Source organism: Vagococcus carniphilus (genome assembly GCF_014397115.1).
Taxonomy (GTDB): Bacteria; Bacillota; Bacilli; order Lactobacillales; family Vagococcaceae; genus Vagococcus; species Vagococcus carniphilus.
On the sequence record NZ_CP060720.1, the window covers coordinates 2,058,691 to 2,085,044 of the forward strand.

The window sequence follows — 26,354 nt, forward strand, 5'->3', positions numbered from 1 at the left end:
AGCTTTTGCCTCTTTTCGTATTTTTTTATGCTTAATTGTATTATACTATCATCATAAAGGAAGTGATTAAAAATGGAAGAAAAAAATACATTTCATATTAACGGTTACTTAGGTTTATTTATTTTAATTATAATGATTGCTGGTGGTGGCTACTTATTCTATCTAACAATCATTAACGAAACCATTGGAACTGCAATTTTAGGAGCACTTATCTGGATTATATCAGGACTCTTTATCAGCTCTCTAACGATTGTTAGTCCCAATCAAGCAAAAGCCATACTTTTCTTTGGTAAGTATTTAGGAACAATTACAGATAATGGACTGTTTATCACAACTCCATTAACTCAAAAAATTCCTCTTTCACTAAAAGTAAGAAACTTTAATACAGCTCTTTTAAAGGTGAATGATTCTGATGGTAATCCCATTGAAATTTCAGCAGTTGTTGTTTTTAAAGTGGTAGATTCTGCCAAAGCTCTGTTTTCAGTTGATAATTACAAAGACTTTGTTGCTATTCAAAGTGAAACTGCCTTAAGACATATCGCCTCTCAGTATCCATATGATACTTTTGAAGACCAAGACATTACTCTTCGTGGCAATACAACCGAAGTCTCTGAAAAACTGAAAATTGAACTAGAGGAACGCCTTTCTATTGCTGGAGTTGAAGTAATTGAAACACGATTAAACCACTTAGCTTATGCAACTGAAATTGCGAGTGCTATGCTTCAAAGGCAACAAGCCAGAGCCATCCTTTCAGCTAGACAAACAATTGTTGAGGGTGCTGTCTCTATGACACAAATGGCATTAGAGCAAATTGAAGAAGGACAAAAAATGACTTTTACTGATGACAAAAAAGTACAATTAATCAATAACCTTCTCGTTTCAATTATTACTGATAAAGGAACTCAACCAGTAATCAACACAGGAGATTTAAGTGACTAATGACAATAAATGAAAATAATTCACTAATTAATAATGTAGGTAAAGATTTAAGGCAATTAAGAAAAGAAAATAATTTAACCATCGACCAACTTGCTTCATTATCTCAAGTAAGTGGCATTACAATTAGTAATATTGAAAATGGAAAATCAAACCCAACGCTTAATAGTCTATGGAAACTTTCAGAAGCTTTAAATGTTCCTTTAACAAAAGTGTTAGGCTTTTCAACGCCCAACACAACTATTTCTAAGTTTTCTGAAAGTTACTTTATCAATGACTTGGAAAATGGTTGGGTCGTTCAACCTATTTTCCAAGATGAAAATATTGAAGTTTTTAGAGTTTGTCTTAAAGCTAACTCTTCAAATCCAGTTATGAATCAAACAAAAGGTTCCATTGAAATTATTACTGTTATGAAAGGTGAACTAAAATTAAAAGTAAAAGAGCAACTCTACTTTCTTTCTACATACGACAGTATTAACTTTGATTCTGGAACACAGCATGAATACATTAACGAAACAAATGAAGATCTTTTCCTAAATATAGTTGTTAAATACCAAAACATATAATATAATATATTTCGTATATATTATATTATATGTTTTTTAGAAAGGATCTTTTATGAAAAAGAAAATGAATTACCTACTATTACTAGGTATTGTCCTAGTTGCAACTAACTTACGAGCTCCTATTACATCAGTAGGGCCTTTAGTCGGTGTTATTACCGAGCATCTAAACCTAACAGGAGCACAAGCTGGATTAATAACGACAATTCCATTGCTATCCTTTGCTATTATTTCTCCTATCGCTCCAAAATTAGCTAAAAAATATGGGATTGAAAAAACTATTTTAATGAGTCTTATTTTATTAATTATAGGTCTTGGTGTTCGTTTTATTCCAACTTTAGCGACTCTTTTCTTAGGAACAATGATTTTAGGATGTGCCATTGCAGTTTGTAACGTTCTAATTCCTAGTCTTGTCAAAAAAGAATTTAGTGAGCAAAGTGGTTTAGTTACCGGAATTTACTCTGTTAGTATGAACTTAACAGGAGCTATAGCTTCAGGCGTTAGTATTCCCTTAGTTCAAACTATTGGATTTGATTGGAACAAAGCACTAGGCCTTTGGACAATTCTTGCTATTTTAGCCCTAATTGGTTGGTTACCTCAACTAAAACAGGAGCATGAACCTAATAAAAATGAAGAAGCTGCAATTGAATCATCTATTTGGCACTCTTCACTTGCTTGGTCAGTAACACTCTTTATGGGTATCCAATCATTCATTTTTTATGTTCTAGTTGCTTGGCTACCAGAGATGTTAATTTCTCAAGGTGTCAATAGCAGTAAAGCTGGTGGTATGTTATCACTATTACAACTGACCTTACTTCCTATTACATTTATTATTCCTATCGTAGCTGAAAAAAGAGAAAATCAAAAATCATTAGTATTTACCTCTTTTGCTTTATTTTCTTTAGGTATTGTTGGCCTAATGTTTAGTCAAATGTTCGTTATCACACTAGCTATTATGGCGATTGGCGTGGCCGGTGGGATTGCCTTTAGTCTATCTATGATGTTTTTCAATTTGAGGACAACCTCTCCAAAAGAAGCTGCAGAGTTGTCTGGTATGGCTCAATCGATTGGTTATCTCTTAGCAGCTGTTGGACCATTTTTATTTGGTTTACTACATGATTTAACAAACGGTTGGCAATCTTCATTAATTCTTTTATTAGGAATCACAATCGTTCTATTATTTGTAGGTCTAAAAGCTGGCGCCAATAAAAAAATTAGTTAAAAACAAAGAGTGAGATTAACCATGATCGGTTATCTCACTCTTTTTATTGGTATTTAGCACTTTGTCTTTCAATCAATTCAATTGGAACAACATGCTCTGAGTAATTATTTTTTGTATTTACTATTTGATTTTTTAATAACTCTCCTGCAAGATGACCCATCTCATAAAAATTTTGAGCAACAGTTGTTAATGGTGGATCCATTAGATTAGCTGCTTGAATATTATCAAATCCAATAATTCCTACCTGTTTAGGTACTTCCATTCCCTGTTGTTTCAAATAAGTCATTAAACGAATAGCAATGACATCATTTTCAACAACTAATCCTACATTTTTGTTTTCCTGAGTTAATTGATTCACCTCTTCAAAAACTGTTTTGAAGAAGCTTTCCAACTCCTCGCCTTCCTTAGGCATTAATTGAATTGGGTTTTTCTCGTTTTCATACATGGCAGTTAAGTATCCTAAATAACGGTCTCTTACCGAAGAAACATCTGAAAAACGATTCACGCTAATAAATAAAACATTCTCAATTTCCTGGTCTAAAAAGTATTCTGCTGACATTTTTCCGCCTTCATGATTATCTGCAACCACTGAATCATATTCAATTTTCTCAATTGACTTATCTAATATCACAACAGGTATTTCTTGAACTTGGCATTTATAAAGAAAATCTAAACTAATTTGAGTATTAATTGGATAATAAATAATACCAGCATAATCTTGTTTTAACGTATAATCATTTCCTGAAGTGAGCCATTCATGAGGTTGCATTTGTAATCTGAAAGGTGTTTCTTTAAAACTTTCAAGGATTCCTTCTGCATAGTTTCCAAAGCCCTCATTTTGAGCAAATGGCATAATAAAAAGAATTGTCTCCTGATTAGTGGACACTTGTTCTGTTTCTCTTCTCTTAACAAAACTACCTTTTCCACGAACTCTGTAAATTAGGCCTTCATTTTCAAGTTCTACAACGGCTCTTTTAGATGTAATACGACTAACATTATACATTTCTGATAACTCTAATTCTGTAGGTAATTGTTCATCTTCTTTCAGTTCACCAGTAAAAATCTGTTTTTTTAATTCCTGATAAATTTTTTTATATAAGGGTTGATTTGCCATTTTCATTTCATCCATTTCTATGCTGTTTTCATGATATATCATATCATATTTAATTTTGTTTAAAAAACTTTATTTCCTACTGGACAACTATAATGATATATCATATAATCTGAATTGTAAATATATGATATATCATTTAAACGGAGGAATAATATTATGGCTTATACAGAAGTACCTACATCAGTTCAAACATTCATGGATAAAATGAGTGACCTATGTCAAAAGGACCACCCTAGATGGGCAGAGAACTTCAAAGCGGGTTTTGCTAATACACTTTTAACAACTGTTCGTAGATATGATGACGGTTCAACATTTCTATTAACGGGAGACATTCCCGCTATGTGGTTAAGAGATTCAACTGCACAATTCCGTCCTTACTTAGTTATCGCTAAAGAAGACGATGATATTAAAGCTATGATTAGTGGTTTGGTTCAACGTCAATTTAGATATATCAACATGGATCCTTATGCAAATGCTTTCAATGAAGAAGCTAATGGTAACGGCCATCAAACAGATGACACAATGATGACACCTTGGACTTGGGAAAGAAAATATGAAATTGATTCTTTATGTTACCCTGTCCAACTTTCATACTTATTATATAAACAAACAGGAGATACCTCTCAATTCAACGAAGATTTCCACGAAGGAGTTAAAAAAATCCTTCATCTATGGCAAGTTGAACAAAATCATGCTGACTCACCTTATACGTTTGAAAGAGATACGACTAGAACAGAAGACACATTGAGTCATAACGGAAAAGGAACTCCCGTTGCTAAAACTGGTATGACATGGTCTGGATTTAGACCAAGTGATGATGCCTGTATTTATGGTTATTTAGTTCCATCTAATATGTTTGCTGTGGTTGTTTTAGGCTATTTAGAAGAACTTTATTCTACTCTCTTTGATAATAAAGAGATTGTTGCTTCTGCTCGTGAACTTAAAGTACAAATTACTGATGGCATTAAGCAATACGCTGTTGTTCAAAATAAAGCCGGAAAAGATGTTTATGCTTATGAGGTAGATGGTCTAGGTGGTTTTTCTATTATGGATGATTCTAATGTCCCTAGTTTAATGGCTGCTCCTTATTTAGGCTTTTGTGACAAAGAAGACCCGACTTATCTAGCAACAAGAGAAACTCTTTTAAGTAAAGAAAATCCATATTTCTACGAAGGAAAATTTGCCAAAGGAATCGGTAGTTCTCATACACCTGAAAATTATGTTTGGCCAATCGCCCTAGCCATTGAAGGTTTAACAACAAATGATAAATCAGAAAAAGAACGTATTCTTGACTTATTAGTTAACTGTGATGGCGGTACTAATTTAATGCATGAAGGTTTTGATGTTAATGATCCAAACCAATTCACACGAGAATGGTTCTCATGGGCCAATATGATGTTTTGTGAGCTAGTTATGGATTACTACGATATTCGCATTGACGCACACTATAATTAAATCTTAAGGAGCTAATCAATATGTCAAAGAAAAAAGTTTATATTATTTCTCATAGTCATTGGGATAGAGAATGGTACATGCCCTATGAACAACATCATATGCGCTTAATCCGCTTGATGGATGACTTACTTGAATTATTTAAAACAAATCCAGACTTCGATAGTTTTCATTTAGACGGGCAAACTATCATCCTAGATGACTATCTTCAAGTTCGACCTGAAAAAAGACAAGAAGTTCAAGAAGCAATTGATAAGGGTAAACTAAAAATTGGTCCTTTCTATATATTACAAGATGATTTTCTAATTAGTAGTGAAGCAAATGCACGAAACACACTCATCGGACTAGAGGAAGCTCGTCAGTGGGGTAATCCAACTATGTTAGGTTATTTTCCAGATACTTTTGGTAACATGGGGCAAACACCTCAAATGATGGAAGAAGCTGGAATAAAAGCCGCTGCCTTTGGACGAGGTGTTAAACCAACAGGATTCAATAATGCTGTAATAAATGATGAAAAATATGCTTCTCAATTTTCTGAAATGTTATGGGAAGGCCCTGACCAATCAAAAATATTCGGTTTATTATTTGCTAACTGGTATAGTAATGGAAATGAAATTCCTACAACAAAGGAAGAAGCTTTAGCTTTTTGGAATCAAAAATTACCTGATGCTGAACAATACGCTTCAACAAACCACTTATTAATGATGAATGGTGTTGATCATCAGCCAGTTCAAAAAGATGTGACTGAAGCTATTAAATTAGCTAATGAATTATACCCAGATTACGAATTTATCCATAGTAATTTTGATGATTATTTAGAGGCCGTTATGAACGACTTACCTGAAAACTTAAGTACTGTAGAAGGCGAATTAACGTCTCAGGAAACAGATGGTTGGTATACTTTAGCTAATACTTCTTCTGCTCGTATTTACTTAAAACAAAAAAATACAACCGTTGAACGTCAATTAGAAAATATTACTGAGCCTTTAGCAACAATGGCATATGAAGTGACTGGTACTTATCCTCATGATGAACTACGTTATGCTTGGAAAACCTTAATGCAAAATCATCCTCATGATAGTATTTGTGGTTGTAGTGTCGATGAAGTTCACCAAGAAATGATGACACGTTACCAAAAATCTGAAGAAGTTGGTAAGTTTCTAGCAGACGAAGCTCTAACTGCTTTAACAAGTGAAATCAATACGTCTAGTTTTTCAAGTGACTCTAAACCATTTGTTGTTTTCAACACATCTGGCCACACTAAAAATCAAGTGGTTGAGACAACGATTGAATGGAAATGTCAGACTTTTGCTGAAGGTGTCCCTCTTGAATTGTTCCATCAACTAGAAGAAGAAGTAAAAGAATTAACTGACTTCCATGTAGTAGATGAAAATGGTCACGTGATTCCTGCTGAAGTAGTCAAAACAGATGTTGCTTTTGATTATGACTTACCAACTGATCGTTTCCGCATTCCATATATGGCAATTTATGTAACTGTTCGATTAAACTTAGTAGCTATGCCTGGAATGTCTTGGACAACCTATGCTCTTATTGAAGGAAAAAAAGAACAAATAACAACTTCTTTAGTTGATGATTCAACAATGACTTTAGAAAATGACTTGGTAAAAGCTGAAATTTTAGAAAATGGTTTAATTAACTTTACTGATAAATTAAGAAATCATACTTACCCGAGTGGATTGATTTATGAAAACGTTGGAGATATTGGAAATGAATATATCTTCAAACAACCATGGGAAGACAAAGCACTTTACGCTCATGATTTTCCAACAACCAGAGAAGTTATAACAAATAGTCCTTTTGTTGCTGAAATCTTAATTACTCAAACAATGATGATTCCAGAATCGGCTGAAGAGTTACTTGACTTGGAAATGCGTGCCGTTTATGAGATGCGTCAAAGAAAAGCCAATCGAAGTGATAAATTAGTTCCATTTGAAATCAAGACAATTGTTCGTCTTGAAAAAAATAGCGGGCAAATTAAATTCAATACAAGTTTTGACAATCAAATGAAAGACCATCGTTTACGTGTCCTTTTCCCTTCTGGACTTGAGACATCAACTCATTTTGCTGAAAGTATCTTCGAAGTCGTTGAAAGACCAAATCATGTTAACGAAGCTACTTGGGAAAATCCAACAAATCCTCAACATCAGCAAGCGTTTGTTAACGTTCATGATGAGAGTTTAGGAATGACGGTAGCCAACTTTGGATTAAATGAATATGAAGTTCTACCACAAGATTGTACTATTGCCTTAACGATTCTCAGAGCAGTTGGAGAACTTGGTGACTGGGGCTACTTCCCAACACCTGAAGCCCAATGTTTAGGACAACAATCTGTTAAATTTGCCATCGGGTTCCACGGAACTAATGACATGTATCAAACTTTTATCGAAGCTAAACAATTCCAAGTTCCGATGATCGTTACTAAGACAGACCAACACATTGGAAAATTAAACCCAACTCATCAATTTTTGGCTATTGATAGTAAACAATATGCTTTAACAGCTATTAAACGTGTTGAACATGGTGAAGATATCATCACACGTGGATTCAACTTATCAAACACTGAAAATTGTGATGTGAAAGTAGCTATTAATGACTACAACGCTCATGAGGCTAATATGATTGAAGAATTTAAAGAGAACAAAACTCTTGAAACAACAATCAAACCAGCCAAGATTCAAACTTTACGTTGGGTTAAATAAAAAAGACAAAAAACTTCTTAATCAAAGTTCTTACTGATTAAGAAGTTTTTTACTGAATCTCAAAAAGAAACTACTCCAAAAATGACATACCTAAAATCTCATTAATCTCTTCTATATCAACATGATCAGGATGGTATCTTTCAATGTCTTCACCCACTGCCCACTCTAAAACATCTTGAACTGATTTTTTATTAGCATTTTTCTTAAAACTAGCTACAAAATCATCAAATCTTTCAATACCACCAAAGTCCTCAAATGGAGCTGTTCTCTTTCCCTTTGTACAATAAGGATAAAATGGAATCGATGGATCTTTATCTAGGCATTCTTCAACAACAATTTTATGCTCCCAAGAATCACCAAAATCATAGATATATTCAAATTTATCACCTAAATTAACTAATTGACTTAATTTAGTTTTCGCCATATCTTTTTTCACTTGAGGTTCAAAATAAAATTGAGTAGGTTCCCCTAATAGCTCTTCTGCTTCGAAGTCACTCAATATAACACTTCCCACATTAAATTGATACAAATGGGCTGTATTCCAACCAAAAACCGTTTGAATAATCTCATGCAAGTCCTCAAATGTCATTTCCGCTGGTACTAAAATTCGGCGCCAAATTGGCGGTTTTGCTCCTACTATATCGATTCTTAATTGATATATTTTATTAGACGTTTTTTTATTAGCTCCCTCAAAAGGAATAATCTGTGACGGTTTCATAGGAATAATCTTATCTTGATTTTGTTGTTTATTAGTTAGAGGAAAAAAATTATTGGATATCTCAGCTTCTTCTAAATCATCCAACAAATCACTTAACATCTCCATTTGATCATCCATGTATTCCATATACGATTCAATGTTTTTTCGCTTGAGTGATGACCAATATTTAGTATCCAGATTCCGGTTCAAACAAACAGGCATAAATTCTACCATAGCGATTATTAACTCATTTGTATTCTCTAAATAATCTTTTTCTTCTAAATATAATAAAAAGTTACTAAGAATAATTTGAAATTCTAGAATGACTGTATTATCAATTTCTATATATTTAGGAATAAAATCAACTAATCCCATGACAAATACTCCTGCGTTCCAATTATCAATATCGACTTTTAACTCTTTTAAAATAACCATTCTAAAATCTTCTAAAATTTGTAAAAAATCTTCTTGCGTTAGGACACCTTCTTCGTTTTCTAAACCAAAAGGAGCGCCTGTAACTCCTTTATAAGCCTTTAAAAATCCGTCAGTTTTCCCATATTCTTTTATCCATTTATGGTACATTTGAAACTCTCCCTTTTATTTAGACTCTTACGAAAAGTGTAACATATTAGCTATAGTATAAAAATAAAAACAGGAATTTTAGTGTAAGAATACAAAAAAAGAGTCACCTTAAAGGTAACTCTTTTAATTGATTATCTAATTTTAATTATAAAGATTTAAATGTTTTAACCACATTTTCAACAGTAAAGCCGTACTTTTCAATCACTGTATTACCTGGAGCACTTGCTCCAAAACGGTCAATTCCCATCACTTTTCCATCTAATCCAACATAACGTTCCCAACCAAATGTTGCTCCCATTTCAATTGAAACGCGTTTTGTGACTGATTTAGGTAAAACAGATTCTTTATAAGAAGCTTCTTGTCCATCAAAGACTGCTGTTGATGGCATTGATACAACTGATACATCAATTCCGTCTTTTGCTAATTCTTTTTGAGCTTCCATTGCTAAGTTCACTTCTGAACCTGTTGCAATTAAGATACCTGCTGGTGTGTCTGCTTTTGATGCTGATAAGACATAACCACCACGAGCTACCCCTTCGTAAGCTTTCTCTTTTGTTCCCTCAAGAACTGGTAGGTTTTGACGAGAAAGAGCTAAAACAGTTGGTGTTTCTGTTGAAGTTGCTGCTATCTTCCAAGCGGCTGCTACTTCGTTACCATCTGCTGGACGAATTAAGTTTACATTAGGCATACTACGTAAGCTTGATAATTGTTCAATTGGTTCATGTGTTGGGCCATCTTCCCCAACGGCAATTGAATCATGTGTTAAGACATAAGTAACTGGTGCTTTTTGAATAGCTGATAATCTCACAGCTGGGCGTAAGTAGTCAACAAACACGAAGAATGTTGCACCATAAACACGTGTTCCACCATGAAGAGCAATTCCGTTCATCGCTGCTGCCATTCCAAATTCACGAACACCAAACCAGATGTTACGGCCTTCATAAGAACCTGGTTCGAAGTCTTTTTCTCCAGCAATCATTGTATTGTTTGATGAAGATAAATCTGCTGAACCACCCCAAAGATTAGGCATTGCTTTAGCTAATTCTTGGATAGCTTCTTTACTTGTAATACGACTAGCAGAAGAATCTCCTACTTCATAAACTGGTAAAGCTTTTTCTAAATCAACTGTTACTTCATCTTTAAAGGCTGCTTCAAATTGAGCTGCCAATTCAGGATAAGCTGCTTTATATGATGCAAACATCTCATTCCATTCTTGTTCAGCTTTTTCACCTTTAACAATCATATCTTCGTTAAAGCGAGTAGCTACTTCTTCTGGAACAGTGAATTCAGGGTAATCCCAACCGTAAGATTTTTTAGCATGAGCCAAACCTTCAGCTCCAAGAGGAGCTCCGTGAACTTTGTTTGTTCCTTGATTTTCTGCTCCAAAACCAATAATTGTTTTTACTTCAATAATAGTTGGTTTACCTGTTTCTTTTTTAGCTTCTTCGATCGCATTTGAAATAGCTTCTAAATCATTGCCATCTTTTACTAAAAGATGTTGCCAACCTGTTGCTTCAAAACGATTTTTAACACTTTCGCTAAATGATTTATCTAATGGACCATCTAATGAAATATCATTTGAATCGTAAAGAACGATTAATTTATCTAATTTTAAGTGACCAGCTAAACTAGCAGCTTCTTGAGAGATACCTTCCATTAAATCGCCATCTCCACATAAAGCATAAGTATAATGATCAACCACTTTAAAGTTATCTTTGTTGTAAGTAGCAGCTAAGTGAGCTTCTGCCATAGCAAAACCAACACTCATTGCAATCCCTTGTCCAAGAGGACCTGTTGTTGCTTCAATTCCGTCTGTATGCCATACTTCTGGATGTCCTGGTGTTAAACTATCCCATTGACGGAAATTTTTTAATTCTGACATTGGTAAGTTATAACCAGATAAATGAAGTAAACTATATAACATAGATGAACCATGTCCAGCAGAAAGAATAAAACGGTCACGGTCTGCCCAATTTCTTGATGTGTTTGGGTTTACTTTTAAATGTTTTGTCCATAACGTATAAGCCATTGGAGCAGCTCCCATTGGTAAACCTGGGTGTCCTGAATTGGCTTTTTGAATCATGTCTAAACTTAGTGTACGAATGGTGTTAACACCTAATTGATCTATTGAATCGAACTTCATAAAATACATCCTCCTATTTAGGTTTAATTTACCTTTATTATATTCTAACGCTAATGAGACTTTTTTGCAAGGCTTTTCATATATAAATCAAAAAAGAAGGGACTACTTATCTTCCATGAAGTCCCTTATCTTTTTGAATTTCTTTTAATTTATCAGGTGTCACATCGTTACCTTCAGTATCAACAACCTTCATTCCTTCTATATGATTACGCATCCCACCTCTAAAGCGAGCTAAGTACTCTTCACGTAATAAAGCTTGTTCTTTTTTTTCTGTATCGGTTAAGCCAGTTGTAGTTTTTGATTTTTTAGCTAGCTCATTAATACGGGCTAATTTTTCTTTTGATAACATTTATTCTCTCCTTAAACATTAATACGTACCTATAATTTTAGCTTAATTCCGAAAAAATTACAATTAATTCTCCCCTTAAAAAAGCGAACACCCGTTTGATTTTATTTTAAAAATATGATACACTCAAAAAAAAGAAAAGAGGCCGACTTATGACAAAGAAACAATCTTCGAGACAGGTTGACGTCTTACGATATATCTATGAACAAGTTGAAGAACGTGGCTATCCACCTACCGTTAGAGAAATCGGTGAAGCCGTTAATTTATCTTCAACATCAACTGTTCATGGTCATCTATCACGTCTAGAGAAAAAAGGACTTATTTTAAGAGATCCAACTAAACCAAGAGCTATTGAATTGACCTCCGAAGGATTAGACGTTATTGGTGTAAAACCGACAACGATTCCAATGCTTGGTGTGGTAACAGCTGGTGAGCCTATCTTAGCAGTTGAAGAAGCTTCTGATTTTTTCCCTCTACCACCTGATTTAAAATATGAAGAAAATTCTTTATTCATGTTAACAATTCGTGGCGAGAGCATGATTAATGCCGGAATTTTTGATGGTGATCATGTTATTGTAAGAAAACAATCAGTTGCTAATAATGGTGACGTTGTTATTGCTATGACTGATGAAAATGAAGCAACTTGTAAGAGATTTTTTAAAGAAACTAATCATATCCGATTACAACCTGAAAATGATACATTAGAACCTATTATTTTAGATGATGTTTCTATCCTCGGAAAAGTTGTTGGACTATATCGTAATCATATTTAAAAAATAAAGCAAAATTTGCTTTATTTTTTTCTTTACAAAAAGAACGTTTGTTTGTATAATATAAATACGAACAGATGTTCTAAATTAATTAGGAGTGATCAATAATGGAAGCTATAAGAAGATACGGATTGTTGTTAATTGTTTTAATGTTGGGAATTGTCTTAGGTACTTTTGGTTGGCAAGCCGCTTTGGTCGTTTTAACTCCCCTGTTTATGATTTGGTTAATGCTTTGGGATGAAAAAAGTTATAAGAGAAAACAATATAAACGTTATACAGAAGAAAAACAGCAATATGCTTATAGAAACAGCCGATAAAGATATCGGTTGTTTTTTATTTATACACTTTATCCACTCGAAATACATAATTAATGAATTTTTATTCATATTTTTAAATATTTTTTTATAAAAAAACGTAATCTATAATGATTATTATTATAAAAAGCCTATAATTAAGTTTTTTTGAATTTAAAAAAATCATATCGTTTGCTTTATTTTTATAAATATTTTAGTATAAAGGATGTAATTAAATAATTTTAAGGAGAGGATATTATTGACGCTAGAGTTAATAAAAATGATTATTTTTATTCTACTAGGCACCAAGGTGGCAGGTCATCTTTGTAATCGATTCAACTTGCCTGTCGTATTTGGTGAATTAACACTAGGTCTATTACTTGGACCCGCCATTTTAAACATGGTACAAGAAACAGATGGTATTGCCATGTTTTCTGAAATAGGAATTATCTTACTAATGTTTTTAGTTGGATTAGAAAGTGACTTAAACTTACTCAGGCGGTATTTAAAACCTGCCATTATAGTCGCCACGTTTGGTGTCTTCGTACCATTTATTTTCATCGCAATTCTCGGTCATCTAATTGGCATGGGAACTCCAGAATCATTCTTTTTAGGCATCATTTTTAGTGCCACATCTCTTAGTATTACCGTACAAGTTCTGAAAGAATACGATTATTTAGATAATGAAGCAGGTTCTATTACTTTAGGGGCCGCTATTCTTGATGATACCCTCGTAGTTATTCTCATTAGTATTTTCACAGCTGTTGTTACCTTTGATGCAAGTGTTGGATTCACTGCTACAATGGCGTGGGATTTAATTGGAAAGAAAGTTTTATTCTTCTTCATTATGTATCTTGTTGCAAAATATTTTATCACCCCTGCAATGAATTTATCTTCCAAAATGAACGCTATTAAAGCAAAAACAGCTATGGCTTTAGTTTTATGTTTTGCCTTCACCATCTTTGCTGAAGAAATGGGCCTAAGTGATATTATTGGATCGTTCTTTATCGGTCTAATGTTATCTAGCCATGAGCATTCTCATGAAATTGAAACTGATATTGATACGATTGGAAATAGTTTATTTATTCCTGTTTTCTTTGTGTCAATTGGTCTTGGTATTAATATTGAGGCATTATACTCTCAATTTGGATTAATCTTCCTTCTTTCACTAGGTGCTATTTTAACTAAATTAATGGGTGGCTATTTTGCTGCACGTTTAATGAAAGTCAACCGAAAATCATCCTTTGTCATTGGCTCTGGTATGGTTTCTAGAGGGGAAATGGCTTTAATTGTTGCTAAAATCGGTCAAGAATCAGGTTTTATTACAAATGAATTCTTTACTGTTGTTATTGCAGCCATTATTATTACAACCTTAATTTCTCCACTCTTACTTAAATTTAGTATTGGTTTAGAACAAAACGATAATGATGAAGTAACTGCCTAAATAAAAGCATTTCTACTAAAATTCTACTTATTATTAGGGGAACTTTGGTAAAGATGCTTTTTTCTATTGATTAGTTGAGATATCTGGAATAAGCTAAGTATATCAAACAAGAAAGAAGGCGCTTTTTTATGAATCAATCAACAATCGAATTAACGGAAACATTGACAAACATGCCATCCCCTACTGGAAGCACAACAGAAATTATTAGTTTCATTGATTCACTTTTAAAAGAATATGGTTATCAAGGTAAAATCAATCGTAAAGGAAGTTTAATTGTTACAGTACCTGGTAAAGATGATAATAACCACCGTTTTATTACGGCTCATATCGATACTCTTGGTGCTATGGTAAGAGCAATTAAACCAGATGGCCGTCTTAAACTTGATTTAATCGGTGGCTTTAAATACAACTCAATTGAAGGTGAATATTGTACGATTCATACTCAATCTGGCAAAAATTATACTGGTACAATTTTAATGCATCAAACAAGTGTACATGTTTATAAAGATGCTGGTACTGCTGAGAGAAACCAGGATAATATGGAAGTTAGAATTGATGAAAAAACTTTCTCTGACAAAGATACAGAAAAACTTGGTATTCAAGTGGGCGACTTTATTAGTTTTGACCCAAGAACCGAAATCACTCCAAGCGGATTTATTAAATCACGCCATTTAGATGATAAAGTAAGTGCAGCTATTCTAATTCAATTTTTAGTGAATCTAAAAAAAGAACAACAAGAATTACCATACACAACTCACTTTTTCTTTTCAAATAATGAAGAAATTGGTTATGGTGGAAACTCTAATATTGATGAACGCGTAGTTGAATACCTAGCTGTTGATATGGGCGCAATGGGTGACGATCAACAAACTGATGAATATACAGTTTCCATTTGTGTAAAAGACGCAAGCGGTCCTTATCATCTTGGCTTAAGAAACCACTTTGTAGAACTTTGCAAAAAAGATAATATTCCTTATCAATTAGATATCTACCCATTTTATGGTAGTGATGCTTCTGCTGCTATGCGAGCTGGAGCTGACGTGAAACATGGTCTCATTGGGGCAGGAATTGAAGCTAGTCATGCTTTTGAGCGTACTCATAATGACTCAATTGTAGCTACTGAACAATTAGTAACAAAATATTTATTTAGTGAATTTTCATAAAAATAAAAAAGACACGTGTAATTAAATTCAAAAAATAAACTCTTTACTTGACCTTTCTTCCGATAAGACGTATGGTTAGTTCATAAGCTTATAATATAGTGTGGTGTCAAAACCACGATGAGCAGGTAAATTACAGATTACCTAAGTTCGATTTTCTGTTGTTTTAATTTTGAATAGCTTCTTTCTATTCGATTAAAATCGACTAAAATCACTATTTATAGTTTATGGTTCGTCACTTAAAAAATGCTGACATTCATTTTTTAAGCGCAAGCTAATCGACAGGCTTAATTCTCGATTAAAACTGCTAAAACTAAATAACGAACCGAATTAAGATTTTATTCTAAAGGAGGAAGATTATTTATGTCAGTAGTATTAAAAGTAGAAGAAAGAGCGGTTAGACCTCGTTCTATCCGTAAAAAACTAAGAGCAGAAGGAAGAGTTCCTAGTGCTGTTCATGGTCACAACGTTGAAAATATTCCTTTTTCAGTAGATGCCCTTGAATTAGAAAAGGCAATTCGTGAAAACGGCTTAAACGCTGTTTACACTCTTGATCTTGGTGGTAAAAAAATCAGTACTTTACTTCATGATTATCAACTTGATACATTCACAAAAGAATGGATTCACGCTGAATTCTTAGCAGTTGATATGACTCAAGAAACTGAAGTAGAAGCAGAATTAACATTAGTTGGTACACCTAAAGGCGTTAAAGCTGGTGGCGTGTTAGAACAAAACTTATATTCTGTTATCGTTTCTGCAACACCTGATAAATTACCTGAACGTGTTGAAGTTGACATTGAAGGGTTAGAAATTGGTGATTCTCTTGTAATTGGGGACATTCCAAAACAAGCAGATTTCGCAATTGTAACAGATGCTGAAGAACAAGTATGTGCTGTAACTGAAATGGTTGCTAAAGTTGAAGACGAAGAAACTGGTGTTGCAGCTGAACCAGAAGTTATTAACGAAAAACCAGCTGAATAAAAATAACATTTAAAAGTGAGGGCGACTGATTCTAGTCCCCTCTTTTTTTATTGTCCTTAAATGACTCTCTCCTTTTTTAAAGATTAAAGTATTTTTAAATTCATCTGTTATATCGCCCACCCTATACTAATCTATGATAAAATGACGGAGGTTTAATAATATGATTAGGAGTGTTATAAGTGATCGGGATAGATAAAATAAATTTTTTCACACCAAACACATATATTGATTTGGTTAAACTTGCAAAACATCGAGGTATTGACCCAGATAAATTTACAGTCGGTATTGGTCAATCAAAAATGGCTGTCCCCACAATTACGCAGGACACCGTTTCTATGGGAGCAAATGCTGCCTTTCCTATTTTAGATAAAGAAGATTTAGAAAAGATTGAACTAGTAGTTGTCGGAACCGAATCTGGAATTGATGAATCTAAATCATCTGCCGCTTTTATTCATCAACTATTAGAAATTCAACCTTTTGCTAAATCATTTGAAATTAAACAAGCTTGCTACGGGGCAACTGCTGGATTAATGATGGCTCGTGATTATATCAAAACTCATCCAGGTAAAAAGGCTCTTGTTATTGGTTCTGATATTTCACGTTATGGTTTAAACACATCTGGTGAGGTGACACAAGGTGCTGGTGCTATCGCTATGGTAATCAGTGAAAAACCTAAAATTTTAGCAATCGAAGATACTTCTGTTTCTATGACCGAAAATATTTTTGACTTTTGGCGTCCAAACTATTCTGATACAGCTATTGTAGATGGTAAGTTTTCAAATGAAGCTTACGTTAAATTCTTTAATCAACTTTGGGAGGAGTTTTCAAAACAAACAAACTACTCACTATCTGATTTTAAAGCATTTTGTTTCCACCTACCTTATACAAAAATGGGTAAAAAAGCTCTACTTCCCCTTCTAGAAAATGAATCGGAAGAAACAAAGGAAATTTTATTAAAACATTACGAATTATCGACAGAATACACACGTAACATCGGTAATATCTACACAGGTTCTCTTTACTTAAGTTTGATGTCTCTTCTAGATAGTTCTGAACATTCACTTAAAGCTAATGATTTAATCGGATTATTTAGCTATGGTTCAGGAGCTGTAGCTGAGATTTTTTCTGGTAGACTCGTTGAAGGGTTTGAAAACCATCTAGTAAATTCAACTCGACAAGAATTAATAAATGAACGTCAAAGTTTATCTATTGAAGCTTACGAAACTATTTTTAATAAAGAATTACCTAAAACTGATGGTATTCACCCATTAGATGAATCAGAATTTGATAACGCCCTCTTTTATTTATCAAGTATTTCTAATCATGAAAGACACTATAAAAAACGTCAATAAGGAGTTGCCAAATTGAATCAAACGGGGAAAAAATTTTACAAACAGACTCGGCTTGAGAGACTCGATACATTAGTTGCTAACAATCACTTATCTCAACAAAATGCAGATCTTTTTATGAATAATAGTTTACTAAATGACGATATTGCTGATTCTCTTATTGAAAATCAGCTAACTCAATTCCATTTACCTATGGGAGTTGCTTTAAACTTTAAAATTGACGATAAGGAAAAAGTAATTCCGATGGTGGTTGAAGAACCTTCTGTGATAGCAGCTTGCAGTAATGCTGCTAAAATAATGGCTGATTCAGGTTTCACGACTTCGATAGCAACAAGGGAAATGATTGGACAAATCATTCTAAAAAAAATACCTGATATTGAAAAAGCTAAAACCAATATACAGGTTCACGAAGCTGAGATTTTTAAATTAGCTAAAGAAGTTCATCCGTCTATTCATCTTCGTGGAGGCGGCCTCAAACGGATAAGTATTCGTGCAATAGACGCCACTGACAACTCCCCTGCTTTTTTAACCATTCATCTGATGGTTGATGTTAAAGATGCTATGGGAGCTAATATTATCAATACTATTTTAGAAGGTGTTACACCATTTATTTTGGAACTGACAAATGGTGCCTCTTTAATGTCTATTTTAAGTAACTATAATACTGAAGCTCTTGTGACAGCCAAGTGTCAGGTACCTTGCAACCAATTGACTACTAAACTTCATGATGGAGATGAAATAGCCGAAAAAATTGTTGAAGCTAGCACTTATGCTAAACTTGATCCATACCGAGCTGCAACCCATAATAAAGGTATAATGAATGGAATAGATTCGGTTGTTATTGCAACTGGAAATGACCCTCGCGCTGTCGAAGCTGGTGCACATGCTTATGCCAGTCGCAACGGTCGATATGAAGGTATGACAAATTGGACTATCAATAAAGGCATGCTAGTTGGTGAATTAACTTTACCAATGGCTATTGGAACAGTTGGTGGAGCAATTTCTGTTCTCCCTATGGCTCAAGCTAATCTTGACATGCTTGAAGTTAATTCTTCAGAAGAATTAGCTCGAATTATTTTGTGTGTAGGACTCGCACAAAACTTCGCAGCTTTAAAAGCACTTGTAAGTGACGGCATTCAAAAAGGACATATGAGTTTACACGCAAGTTCTCTTGCTATTCAAGTAGGAGCAAAAAATGAAGAAATTGAAGAAGTTGCAACTCAATTAAGAAAAGCAGATAAAATGAATTCTGCTATTGCTAAAGAGATTCTTAACAACATTCGAAATAAATAAATTTGATTAGAGACTGACTCAAATGTCAGTCTCTTTCGTTTATATACGACTTTATACGACTTAGGGCCTATATTAATCTTTTTTTAATTCAGGTAGAATAATAATTATAATAAAAATAAAAGGAGTTTTTTTATAATGTCAAAGAAAAAGAAGATTATTATCGGCGTTGTTGCAGGCGTTGTTGTACTAGGTATCGGTGCTAAACTATTATTAGGCGGTAGCGGCAATAAAGATGCAGCAACAGAAGAACCTGCTATTGAGTATTTTTCAGTAGAAGATGTAGATCAAGTGTTTATCAATGGGGTTGTAACACCTACAGAATCGAAAGAATTTATTAAAGATGCTACATTAGGTAAATTAGGCGATTTAAATGTTAAAAATGGTGATAATGTAGAAAAAGGTGCTGTTTTATATCAATATGTGGATGAAACAAGCAGCAATCAAATCACTGAATTAAAATTCCAAATTGAAACTAGCCAAGCTGAGAAAGAAAAAGCAGCTAGACAAATGCAATTAGAATTAAATGAATTAGCTAATTCTAGAGGATCTTCTAATGGAAAAGAAGACCCTACAGCACAAATACCTGCAAATTCAGAAGAAAGTATTCGTTTAAAATATGATTTAAATAGTTTTGATGTTAAAATGAACCAATTACAAAGTCAAATTGATGAATTATACGCTAAACAAGTTAACCAAGTAACCGCTCCATTTAATGGTCAAGTTACTGTTCCTCAAGATCAAAATCGTGACAGTGCTATTATGACCCTAACTTCAAATGATTTTTATGTAGAAGGTGAAGTTAACGAGCGTGACCTTGAAAAAATTAAAGAAAAACAACCAGCAGAGGTTAGAACAATTGCTGATAATAAAGTTTATAAAGGTGAAATCATTTATATCGCAAACTCACCAAGTACAGCAGCTGCTGCTGGAGCAGGCGCTAATGCACAAGGTGGCGGAGCAAGCTCTGGTAATGGTGCCTTATCTACTTATACCGTTAAGTTATCATTAAAAGATGCTAAAGCAGTTCGCAAAGGATTCCATGTACAAGCTTCAATTAAATTAGAAGACAAAAAAATTGAAATCCCTGAAAAGGCTATTCACACAGACAAAAAAGATAATAAGAAATACGTTTTCGTAGATGATTTTGGTACTGTTTTACGTAAAGATATTGAAATCGATACTAAGGGTGCTAAAAAAGGAAATGTGGTTGTTAAAAGTGGTTTAGAAGGTTTAGATAAAGTGATTGTTAAATCTGAAAAAGAATTAAAAAGTGGCGAATTAATCAATGAGTTAGGTACTGAAAATTCAGAGGAGTTGAAATAAGATGACGGAAGAATTACATAACGAAGAAATAACAAATGAAGAGTTACTACCTTCTTCTTCTCCTTCATCTTCATTAATTGAGTTAACAGATATTAATAAGTATTACCCTGTTGGGAAAGAACAGCTTCATGTCTTAAAAAATCTTCACTTAACGATCGAACAAGGTGAATTTTTAATGATTATGGGAAAATCTGGTAGTGGTAAAACAACTCTTATGAATATTATTGGCTTCCTTGACCAGTCCTCAGATGGAACATACATTTTTGATGGTCAAGATGTTTCAAAATTAACTGAAAATCAAAAATCTGATTTAAGAAACAAATACATTGGTTTTATTTTCCAACAATTTTTCTTAATTCAGTCTCTCAACGTTTCTCAAAATGTTGAATTACCTATGGTTTATGAAGGAACAAAGAAAGAAAACAAACGTAGAAAGATTGCCGAGCACTACCTTGGTTTAGTTGGTCTTGAAGGAAAAGAAAATTCTAAAACAACTGAATTATCTGGTGGTCAACAGCAACGGGTAGCTATCGCTAGAGCTTTAGTAAATGAGCCTCTTTTAATTATGGCCGATGAGCCTACAGGCGCTTTAGATAGTGAAACAAGTGCAGATATCATGGGCATTTTATCTGATTTAAATAAAGAAGGAAAAACAATTGTCATGGTTACTCATGATAATGATATGAAAAAATATGCCTCTCGTGTTGTTTACATGAAAGACGGTTTATTCCTTACTGAGGAGGAATACAACAATGCTTAAAAATCTATTACTAAGTACTTTCCTTAGTTTAAAAGCACATAAATTAAGAGTTTTTCTAACAATGGTTGGGATTATCATCGGTATTACTGCTGTTGTCATCGTTTCTGCTATTGGTGAAGGTATGAAACAAAGTAGTATGGAAGTACTAGAATCTGCTGATGCTGATACGGTTCGATTAATCTATAAAGTTGATATGGAAGACGACTCTGTTGCAGCTGAGAGTTCTTTTGATGAGTTTGCCTTCAATATGTCCGATTTGAAAATGCTTCGAAAACTTGATGGCGTTGATAACATTTCTGCCGATTATGGTTTTGGCTTTGGTTATCAAGATGGTGTCACTTCAAATGTCTCCTTTTTTGAATCCGGTAGCCAAGCTCAAGTTCAATCGTATCAAAAACCTGATGAAAACGTAACATTCGGCTCAGATTTTAAACCAGAAGATATGGATAGAAATAAAGTTATCTTAGCGTATGATACGATGCTTGGTTTAAACATTAAGAAACCAAAAAATATTATTGGAAAAGCCATTGATATTGATGGCCAAAAATTCCAAGTAATTGGTGTTAAAAAGAAAATTAATATAGATGAAATGATTACTGATGGTTCTATTTATAATAGTGTCGTTCCTAAGAGAGCTTTTAATGAATTGACAAAAGATAAACCTATCAATGCTATTAAACTCAAAGTTGCTAAAGGTGCTTCTCGTGAACAAGCAATTAGTCAGGCAAATACTTTATTAAAGGATTATCATCCTGAGTTAGTTGGAAATTTTGAAGAAGACCGTTCTAACGAAAAAATCAGACAACAAATGGAGCAAATGATTCAAGCTGTTGTGACTGGATTAATTTTCATCACAGCTATTTCTCTTTTAGTTGGTGGTATTGGCGTTATGAATATTATGTACGTTTCTGTTTCTGAAAGAAAACGAGAAATTGGTATTAGACGAGCTATTGGTGCTAAACCCTCTAATATCTTGATTCAATTTTTACTTGAAGCTGCCTTCATCACTTTAATCGGTGGTGTTATTGGTGTCTTACTGGGCGCTGGTATTGCGAATCTAATTTCTAGTCTCATTCCAAACGTCAAGGCGATTGTTAGTCCACAGATGGCTCTGTTATCTGCTAGCATATCTGCTGGTATCGGACTTATATTTGGTGTTATTCCTGCGATTAATGCCGCTAAAATGGATCCAATTAAAGCTATTTATCAATAATAGACAAAGAAAAAGGAAAACATCTTCAAAATGTTTTCCTTTTTTGTTGTTCTAAAACTTTCTAATATTCAGTTTAGAATTTATAGCTAATCTTTTTCTACCTGTTTAGGCTTTAATTTAATCATCACAACTAAATTTAATAGAAGAATCGCTACAAGGGCAAAATAGCCCATTAAAAAATATGACATAGAGTTCCCCTCCCCTATTTCCTTGCTGCTTAAATGTTCCCCTATACCGAGTTTAATTCATTAAATCTATCGGCTAATAGTCATTTTTTATGAATTAACAAGCAACTCAGGTAACTAATATATTATACTTTTTATAGAAAGTAAAAAAAAATGCTCAGTTTTCTTGAAAATTTCTGAAATAAAAAAAGAGAAATGTTATTAGCATCTCTCTTTCTATCAATAATTAAATATAAAATAAGTTTTCTGATGAAAAGATTGGATCACTTGTAATATCCATTCCTAAACGTTTCAAAATTTGTTCATCATCTTTATTCAACATAACTGTTGAATGTGCTTGCGTTCCTTCTAAATCAGAAAGTTTCTCATAAGCTATCTGAGCTGTTGGGTTAGTTACTGCGCTAATTGATAGGGCAATTAAAACCTCATTCGCATTTAAAGCAGTAATTTTACTATGTAAATCCACATCTTTCATCTTACGAATTGTTTCTAAAATAACTGGTGATAACAATAATATCTCATCTGAAATATTAGCTAAATACTTAATAGAATTTAGTATAGCTGCCGCTGATGAATCCATTAAGTCTGTCGAACGACCTGTGATGATTTTACCATCCGGTAACTCAAATGCCATAACAGAAGCAGGAGTGATATTAATATCCAAACCTGTTTCTTTTTTCTTCAAACGACCTGCATATTCTCTAGCAGGGACAACTGGACGACGGTCTTCTTTCTTCAACTCCATCTCTTCCATAATCATTTGGATTCGGTTAACTACTTCTTCATCTACCATACCACGCTTGAAGAAACACTCTGTATCAAAACAACGTCTGATAATTTCTTCTTTAGAAGCTTCTTTAATAACTTCATCATCTGTGATACCAAAACCAACTCGGTTAACCCCCATATCAGTAGGCGATTTAAAAACAGATTCTTTATTCGTAATTCTTTCGATAATTCTTTTAATTACCGGGAACGTTTCAATGTCTCTATTATAGTTAACAGAAACAACACCATAAGCCTCATAATGATAAGAATCAATCATATTAACATCTTTTAAATCAACTGTCGCTGCTTCATAGGCAATGTTTAAAGGATGTTTTAAGGGAATATTCCATACAGGGAACGTTTCAAATTTTGAGTAACCTGCAACTCTTCCAAGCTTACTTTCATGATAAATTTGACTTAAACTCGTTGCCAATTTTCCACTACCAGCACCAGGAGCTGTTACTACAACAATTGGTTTAGTTGTTGGAATATAAGGGTTTTTTCCAAAACCTTCATCACTTACTATTTGATCAATATTATAAGGATATCCTTCAATGGCTTCATGGGTATAAACTTTGATATTTCTTTTTTCTAGCTTATTAATAAAAACTTTTGTAGCTGGTTGACCACTGTAGCGCGTAATCAGGACACTGTTTACTTTTAAACCGTACTCAGTAAATTCATCAATTGATTTTAAAATATCCATGTCGTAGGTAATACCGTAGTCTCCACGGATTTTATTTCTTTCAATATCACCAGCATAGGCACAAATAATAACTTCTGCTTTATCTTTTAATTTTTGTAGAATTTTAATTTTGGAGTCTTCATCAAAACCAGGTAAAACACGTTTAGCATGTTTATCGCCGATTAATTTACCACCAAATTCCAGGTACAATTTGTCGTAATCATTTACTCTTTCTAGAATATACTTCGATTGCTCTTCAATATACTTTTGAGAATCAAATCCTATTTTTTTCATGATGATCCCTCCATTAAATTATCTGACAAGTTATTATAAATTAAAATAGTTACGGTGCCAATATGAAACTTTCAATATTTACACTCTACCCACTAGCTTATCATAAAAAAATCATGAATTCATTTATTTTTACTTGTTAAAACCAGAAAATTATAATGAGAAATGTTAAAATTTTAAAACCTTTGTTATTGATTAGTGTTACAATAGTATTAGATTTAAAATAGTTAAAGGAGTGTTTTAAGAATGGAAGTATCAGAACGCATTGCAGCATTACGAAAATTAATGGAGCAAAATGGTATCGATTACTACGTTGTTCCGACAGCTGACTATCATCAAAGTGAATATGTTGGCGAGCATTTCAAAGCAAGAGAATGGATCACTGGTTTCACTGGTTCAGCAGGAACAGCAATAATTGCCATGAATGAAGCAGGACTTTGGACAGATGGTAGATATTTTATCGCTGCCGCACAACAATTAGAAGGTTCTGGTGTTGATTTATTCAAAATGGGTGAACCTGGTGTTCCAACAATTGTCGAATTTTTAAATGACAAAGTTCAAAAAGGACAAACAATTGGTTATGACGGACGTACAGTATCTATGGGAGACGGCTTGGTTTATGAAGATATCGCTAAAAGTCATGAAGGCGCAATCAAATATGACGTTGATTTAATTGATGAATTATGGACTGATCGTCCCGAATTATCAAAAGAACCTGCTTTTCATTTAGAATCTAAGTATTCAGGTGAAGATACAGCCTCTAAATTAAAACGTCTACGTGAAAAAATGAGCAACCTAAATACTGATACTCATGTTTTAACTTCACTAGATGATATTTGCTGGCTATTAAATATCCGTGGAAATGATATTGATTTCTTCCCAATGGTATTAACTTATGCAGTCGTTACTATGGATCAAGTTGAGCTATTCATCGATGAAACTAAATTGAATGATGAAATTAACGCTGATTTTGAAAAGAACAATGTAAATATCCATCCATATAACGATGTTTATGAATTTGTTAAATCATTTGACGCTTCTACTTCATTACTTGCTGACCCAGTAAGAATGAACTACGCTTTAATTAAAAACATTTCAGAAAAAACTGCTATTACTAAAGAAGTTAACCCTACTGTTATCTTCAAAGCAGTAAAAAATGAAACTGAAATCAAAAATATGAAGCAAGCTCAAATTAAAGACGGTGTTGCTCATACTAAATACATGTATTGGTTAAAACATGAAGTTGGCAAAACAAAAATTACTGAATTGAGTGCAACAGATAAATTAGTTGCTCTAAGAAAAGAACAAGAAGGATATATTCGTCAAAGTTTCGCACCAATTACAGCTTACGGTGAACATGGAGCTATCGTTCATTACTCAGCATCTGAAGAAACAGATATTGAAGTCAAAAAAGGTTCATTCTTGTTAAGTGATACCGGTGCAGGCTTCTATGAAGGTTCAACTGATATCACAAGAACTTTCGCTTTAGGTGAGGTTTCTGACGAGCTGAAAAGACATTATACAATCACTTTAAGAAGTAATATCCAATTAGATAAAGCTGTATTCTTACAAGGAGTTAATGGAACAAACCTAGATGTCTTAGCTCGTATGCCATTCTGGCGTGAGAACTTAAACTACAATCATGGTACAGGTCATGGTGTTGGTTACTTACTAAACATCCATGAAGGACCAAGTGGCTTCCGTTGGCAATATCGCCCAGGTGAATCTCATGAATTAGTAGAAGGAATGGTTCTTACAAATGAACCAGGTGTTTACATTCAAGATTCTCATGGTGTTCGTCTTGAGAATGAATTACTTGTTATAAAAGATGTTAAAAATGAATATGGTCAATTCTTAAAATTTGAAACAATGTCATATGTTCCATTTGATATCGATGCTATCAATGTTGACATGTTGTTAGAAGAAGAAAAAGAATGGTTAAATGACTATCATGCTTTAGTTAACAAATTAATTGCTCCTCATTTAACAACTGAAGAACAAGCTTGGTTGAAAGAAATTACAAAACCAATTTAAAAATAATAAATTAAAAATCTCGGCTCCTTC

At 33.5% G+C, this 26,354-nt stretch carries 21 protein-coding genes; 16 read left to right on the forward strand and 5 right to left on the reverse strand.

Annotated features, from left to right (window positions below):
• Nucleotides 1–72 precede the first annotated feature (72 nt).
• From H9L18_RS10150 to H9L18_RS10160, 3 genes are read left to right on the forward strand one after another with little or no spacing between them, the layout of a single operon-like run.
• Nucleotides 73–939: an SPFH domain-containing protein gene (locus H9L18_RS10150; protein WP_126795171.1), complete on the forward strand. Its 867-nt coding sequence runs from the start codon at nucleotides 73–75 to the stop codon at nucleotides 937–939.
• Nucleotides 939–1,502: a helix-turn-helix domain-containing protein gene (locus tag H9L18_RS10155; protein ID WP_126795169.1), complete on the forward strand. Its 564-nt coding sequence runs from the start codon at nucleotides 939–941 to the stop codon at nucleotides 1,500–1,502. The genes H9L18_RS10150 and H9L18_RS10155 overlap by 1 nt, the downstream gene beginning before the upstream one ends.
• Before the next feature lie 52 nt (nucleotides 1,503–1,554).
• Nucleotides 1,555–2,721, forward strand: coding sequence for a CynX/NimT family MFS transporter (locus H9L18_RS10160; RefSeq protein WP_126795167.1), 1,167 nt, complete (start codon nucleotides 1,555–1,557; stop codon nucleotides 2,719–2,721).
• A gap of 43 nt (nucleotides 2,722–2,764) precedes the next feature.
• On the opposite strand, the gene H9L18_RS10165 is transcribed toward H9L18_RS10160, so the two are convergent.
• On the reverse strand, nucleotides 2,765–3,835 hold the full coding sequence (locus H9L18_RS10165) for a GntR family transcriptional regulator (RefSeq protein ID WP_185847506.1): 1,071 nt from the start codon (nucleotides 3,833–3,835) through the stop codon (nucleotides 2,765–2,767).
• Between the two features lie 156 nt (nucleotides 3,836–3,991).
• Between H9L18_RS10165 and H9L18_RS10170 the strand changes: the two genes are divergently transcribed.
• Nucleotides 3,992–5,290 (forward strand): glycoside hydrolase family 125 protein, encoded by a 1,299-nt coding sequence (locus tag H9L18_RS10170; protein WP_126795163.1) that lies wholly within the window; start codon nucleotides 3,992–3,994, stop codon nucleotides 5,288–5,290.
• A gap of 20 nt (nucleotides 5,291–5,310) precedes the next feature.
• Nucleotides 5,311–8,007, forward strand: coding sequence for an alpha-mannosidase (locus H9L18_RS10175; protein WP_126795161.1), 2,697 nt, complete (start codon nucleotides 5,311–5,313; stop codon nucleotides 8,005–8,007).
• Nucleotides 8,008–8,077: 70 nt separating this feature from the next.
• Here the strand turns inward: H9L18_RS10175 and H9L18_RS10180 are convergent, their stop codons facing one another.
• From H9L18_RS10180 to H9L18_RS10190, 3 genes are all read right to left on the reverse strand, one after another.
• Nucleotides 8,078–9,286: a plasmid pRiA4b ORF-3 family protein gene (locus tag H9L18_RS10180; RefSeq protein WP_126795159.1), complete on the reverse strand. Its 1,209-nt coding sequence runs from the start codon at nucleotides 9,284–9,286 to the stop codon at nucleotides 8,078–8,080.
• Nucleotides 9,287–9,431: 145 nt separating this feature from the next.
• A complete protein-coding gene (gene tkt / locus H9L18_RS10185) occupies nucleotides 9,432–11,429 on the reverse strand; it encodes a transketolase (RefSeq protein WP_425510252.1) in 1,998 nt (665 codons plus the stop codon).
• Nucleotides 11,430–11,535: 106 nt separating this feature from the next.
• Nucleotides 11,536–11,778, reverse strand: a complete 243-nt coding sequence (locus tag H9L18_RS10190) for a DUF896 family protein (RefSeq protein WP_126796044.1) — start codon at nucleotides 11,776–11,778, stop codon at nucleotides 11,536–11,538.
• A 149-nt stretch (nucleotides 11,779–11,927) separates the two neighbouring features.
• Between H9L18_RS10190 and lexA the strand changes: the two genes are divergently transcribed.
• The 10 genes from lexA (at nucleotide 11,928) to H9L18_RS10240 (ending at nucleotide 22,361) form a co-directional block, all read left to right on the forward strand.
• Nucleotides 11,928–12,548, forward strand: coding sequence for a transcriptional repressor LexA (lexA, locus tag H9L18_RS10195; protein ID WP_126796046.1), 621 nt, complete (start codon nucleotides 11,928–11,930; stop codon nucleotides 12,546–12,548).
• 104 nt (nucleotides 12,549–12,652) lie between these two features.
• On the forward strand, nucleotides 12,653–12,862 hold the full coding sequence (locus H9L18_RS10200) for a hypothetical protein (protein WP_126796048.1): 210 nt from the start codon (nucleotides 12,653–12,655) through the stop codon (nucleotides 12,860–12,862).
• Between the two features lie 235 nt (nucleotides 12,863–13,097).
• A complete protein-coding gene (locus tag H9L18_RS10205; RefSeq protein WP_126796050.1) occupies nucleotides 13,098–14,282 on the forward strand; it encodes a cation:proton antiporter in 1,185 nt (394 codons plus the stop codon).
• 128 nt (nucleotides 14,283–14,410) lie between these two features.
• On the forward strand, nucleotides 14,411–15,445 hold the full coding sequence (locus H9L18_RS10210; RefSeq protein ID WP_126796052.1) for a M42 family metallopeptidase: 1,035 nt from the start codon (nucleotides 14,411–14,413) through the stop codon (nucleotides 15,443–15,445).
• 360 nt (nucleotides 15,446–15,805) lie between these two features.
• The gene (locus H9L18_RS10215; protein ID WP_126796054.1) at nucleotides 15,806–16,423 is read left to right on the forward strand and encodes a 50S ribosomal protein L25/general stress protein Ctc; all 618 of its coding nucleotides are present in this window, start codon (nucleotides 15,806–15,808) and stop codon (nucleotides 16,421–16,423) included.
• Between the two features lie 179 nt (nucleotides 16,424–16,602).
• Nucleotides 16,603–17,775, forward strand: a complete 1,173-nt coding sequence (locus H9L18_RS10220) for a hydroxymethylglutaryl-CoA synthase (protein WP_126796056.1) — start codon at nucleotides 16,603–16,605, stop codon at nucleotides 17,773–17,775.
• Between the two features lie 12 nt (nucleotides 17,776–17,787).
• Nucleotides 17,788–19,065 carry a hydroxymethylglutaryl-CoA reductase, degradative gene (locus H9L18_RS10225; RefSeq protein ID WP_126796058.1) on the forward strand — a complete coding sequence of 426 codons (1,278 nt, stop codon included), beginning with the start codon at nucleotides 17,788–17,790 and terminating at the stop codon, nucleotides 19,063–19,065.
• A gap of 135 nt (nucleotides 19,066–19,200) precedes the next feature.
• Nucleotides 19,201–20,388: an efflux RND transporter periplasmic adaptor subunit gene (locus H9L18_RS10230; protein ID WP_126796060.1), complete on the forward strand. Its 1,188-nt coding sequence runs from the start codon at nucleotides 19,201–19,203 to the stop codon at nucleotides 20,386–20,388.
• A 1-nt stretch (nucleotide 20,389) separates the two neighbouring features.
• Entirely contained in the window at nucleotides 20,390–21,148 is a 759-nt protein-coding gene (locus H9L18_RS10235) for an ABC transporter ATP-binding protein (protein WP_126796062.1), read from the forward strand.
• Nucleotides 21,141–22,361: an ABC transporter permease gene (locus H9L18_RS10240; protein WP_126796064.1), complete on the forward strand. Its 1,221-nt coding sequence runs from the start codon at nucleotides 21,141–21,143 to the stop codon at nucleotides 22,359–22,361. The genes H9L18_RS10235 and H9L18_RS10240 overlap by 8 nt, the downstream gene beginning before the upstream one ends.
• Nucleotides 22,362–22,772: 411 nt before the next feature.
• On the opposite strand, the gene H9L18_RS10245 is transcribed toward H9L18_RS10240, so the two are convergent.
• On the reverse strand, nucleotides 22,773–24,293 hold the full coding sequence (locus H9L18_RS10245; protein ID WP_126796066.1) for a DUF1846 domain-containing protein: 1,521 nt from the start codon (nucleotides 24,291–24,293) through the stop codon (nucleotides 22,773–22,775).
• A 243-nt stretch (nucleotides 24,294–24,536) separates the two neighbouring features.
• Here H9L18_RS10245 and H9L18_RS10250 point away from each other — a divergent pair, with 243 nt between their 5' ends.
• Complete coding sequence (locus H9L18_RS10250) at nucleotides 24,537–26,324, forward strand: aminopeptidase P family protein (protein WP_126796068.1); 1,788 nt, start codon at nucleotides 24,537–24,539, stop codon at nucleotides 26,322–26,324.
• The last annotated feature ends 30 nt before the right edge of the window (nucleotides 26,325–26,354 follow it).

Coding starts and splice junctions, on each gene's coding strand:
- H9L18_RS10150 (WP_126795171.1), top strand. CDS start 73: ATGGAAGAAAAAAATACATTTCATATTAACGGTTACTTAGGTTTATTT.
- H9L18_RS10155 (WP_126795169.1), top strand. CDS start 939: ATGACAATAAATGAAAATAATTCACTAATTAATAATGTAGGTAAAGAT.
- H9L18_RS10160 (WP_126795167.1), top strand. CDS start 1,555: ATGAAAAAGAAAATGAATTACCTACTATTACTAGGTATTGTCCTAGTT.
- H9L18_RS10165 (WP_185847506.1), bottom strand. CDS start 3,835: ATGGCAAATCAACCCTTATATAAAAAAATTTATCAGGAATTAAAAAAA.
- H9L18_RS10170 (WP_126795163.1), top strand. CDS start 3,992: ATGGCTTATACAGAAGTACCTACATCAGTTCAAACATTCATGGATAAA.
- H9L18_RS10175 (WP_126795161.1), top strand. CDS start 5,311: ATGTCAAAGAAAAAAGTTTATATTATTTCTCATAGTCATTGGGATAGA.
- H9L18_RS10180 (WP_126795159.1), bottom strand. CDS start 9,286: ATGTACCATAAATGGATAAAAGAATATGGGAAAACTGACGGATTTTTA.
- tkt (WP_425510252.1), bottom strand. CDS start 11,429: ATGAAGTTCGATTCAATAGATCAATTAGGTGTTAACACCATTCGTACA.
- H9L18_RS10190 (WP_126796044.1), bottom strand. CDS start 11,778: ATGTTATCAAAAGAAAAATTAGCCCGTATTAATGAGCTAGCTAAAAAA.
- lexA (WP_126796046.1), top strand. CDS start 11,928: ATGACAAAGAAACAATCTTCGAGACAGGTTGACGTCTTACGATATATC.
- H9L18_RS10200 (WP_126796048.1), top strand. CDS start 12,653: ATGGAAGCTATAAGAAGATACGGATTGTTGTTAATTGTTTTAATGTTG.
- H9L18_RS10210 (WP_126796052.1), top strand. CDS start 14,411: ATGAATCAATCAACAATCGAATTAACGGAAACATTGACAAACATGCCA.
- H9L18_RS10215 (WP_126796054.1), top strand. CDS start 15,806: ATGTCAGTAGTATTAAAAGTAGAAGAAAGAGCGGTTAGACCTCGTTCT.
- H9L18_RS10230 (WP_126796060.1), top strand. CDS start 19,201: ATGTCAAAGAAAAAGAAGATTATTATCGGCGTTGTTGCAGGCGTTGTT.
- H9L18_RS10235 (WP_126796062.1), top strand. CDS start 20,390: ATGACGGAAGAATTACATAACGAAGAAATAACAAATGAAGAGTTACTA.
- H9L18_RS10240 (WP_126796064.1), top strand. CDS start 21,141: ATGCTTAAAAATCTATTACTAAGTACTTTCCTTAGTTTAAAAGCACAT.
- H9L18_RS10245 (WP_126796066.1), bottom strand. CDS start 24,293: ATGAAAAAAATAGGATTTGATTCTCAAAAGTATATTGAAGAGCAATCG.
- H9L18_RS10250 (WP_126796068.1), top strand. CDS start 24,537: ATGGAAGTATCAGAACGCATTGCAGCATTACGAAAATTAATGGAGCAA.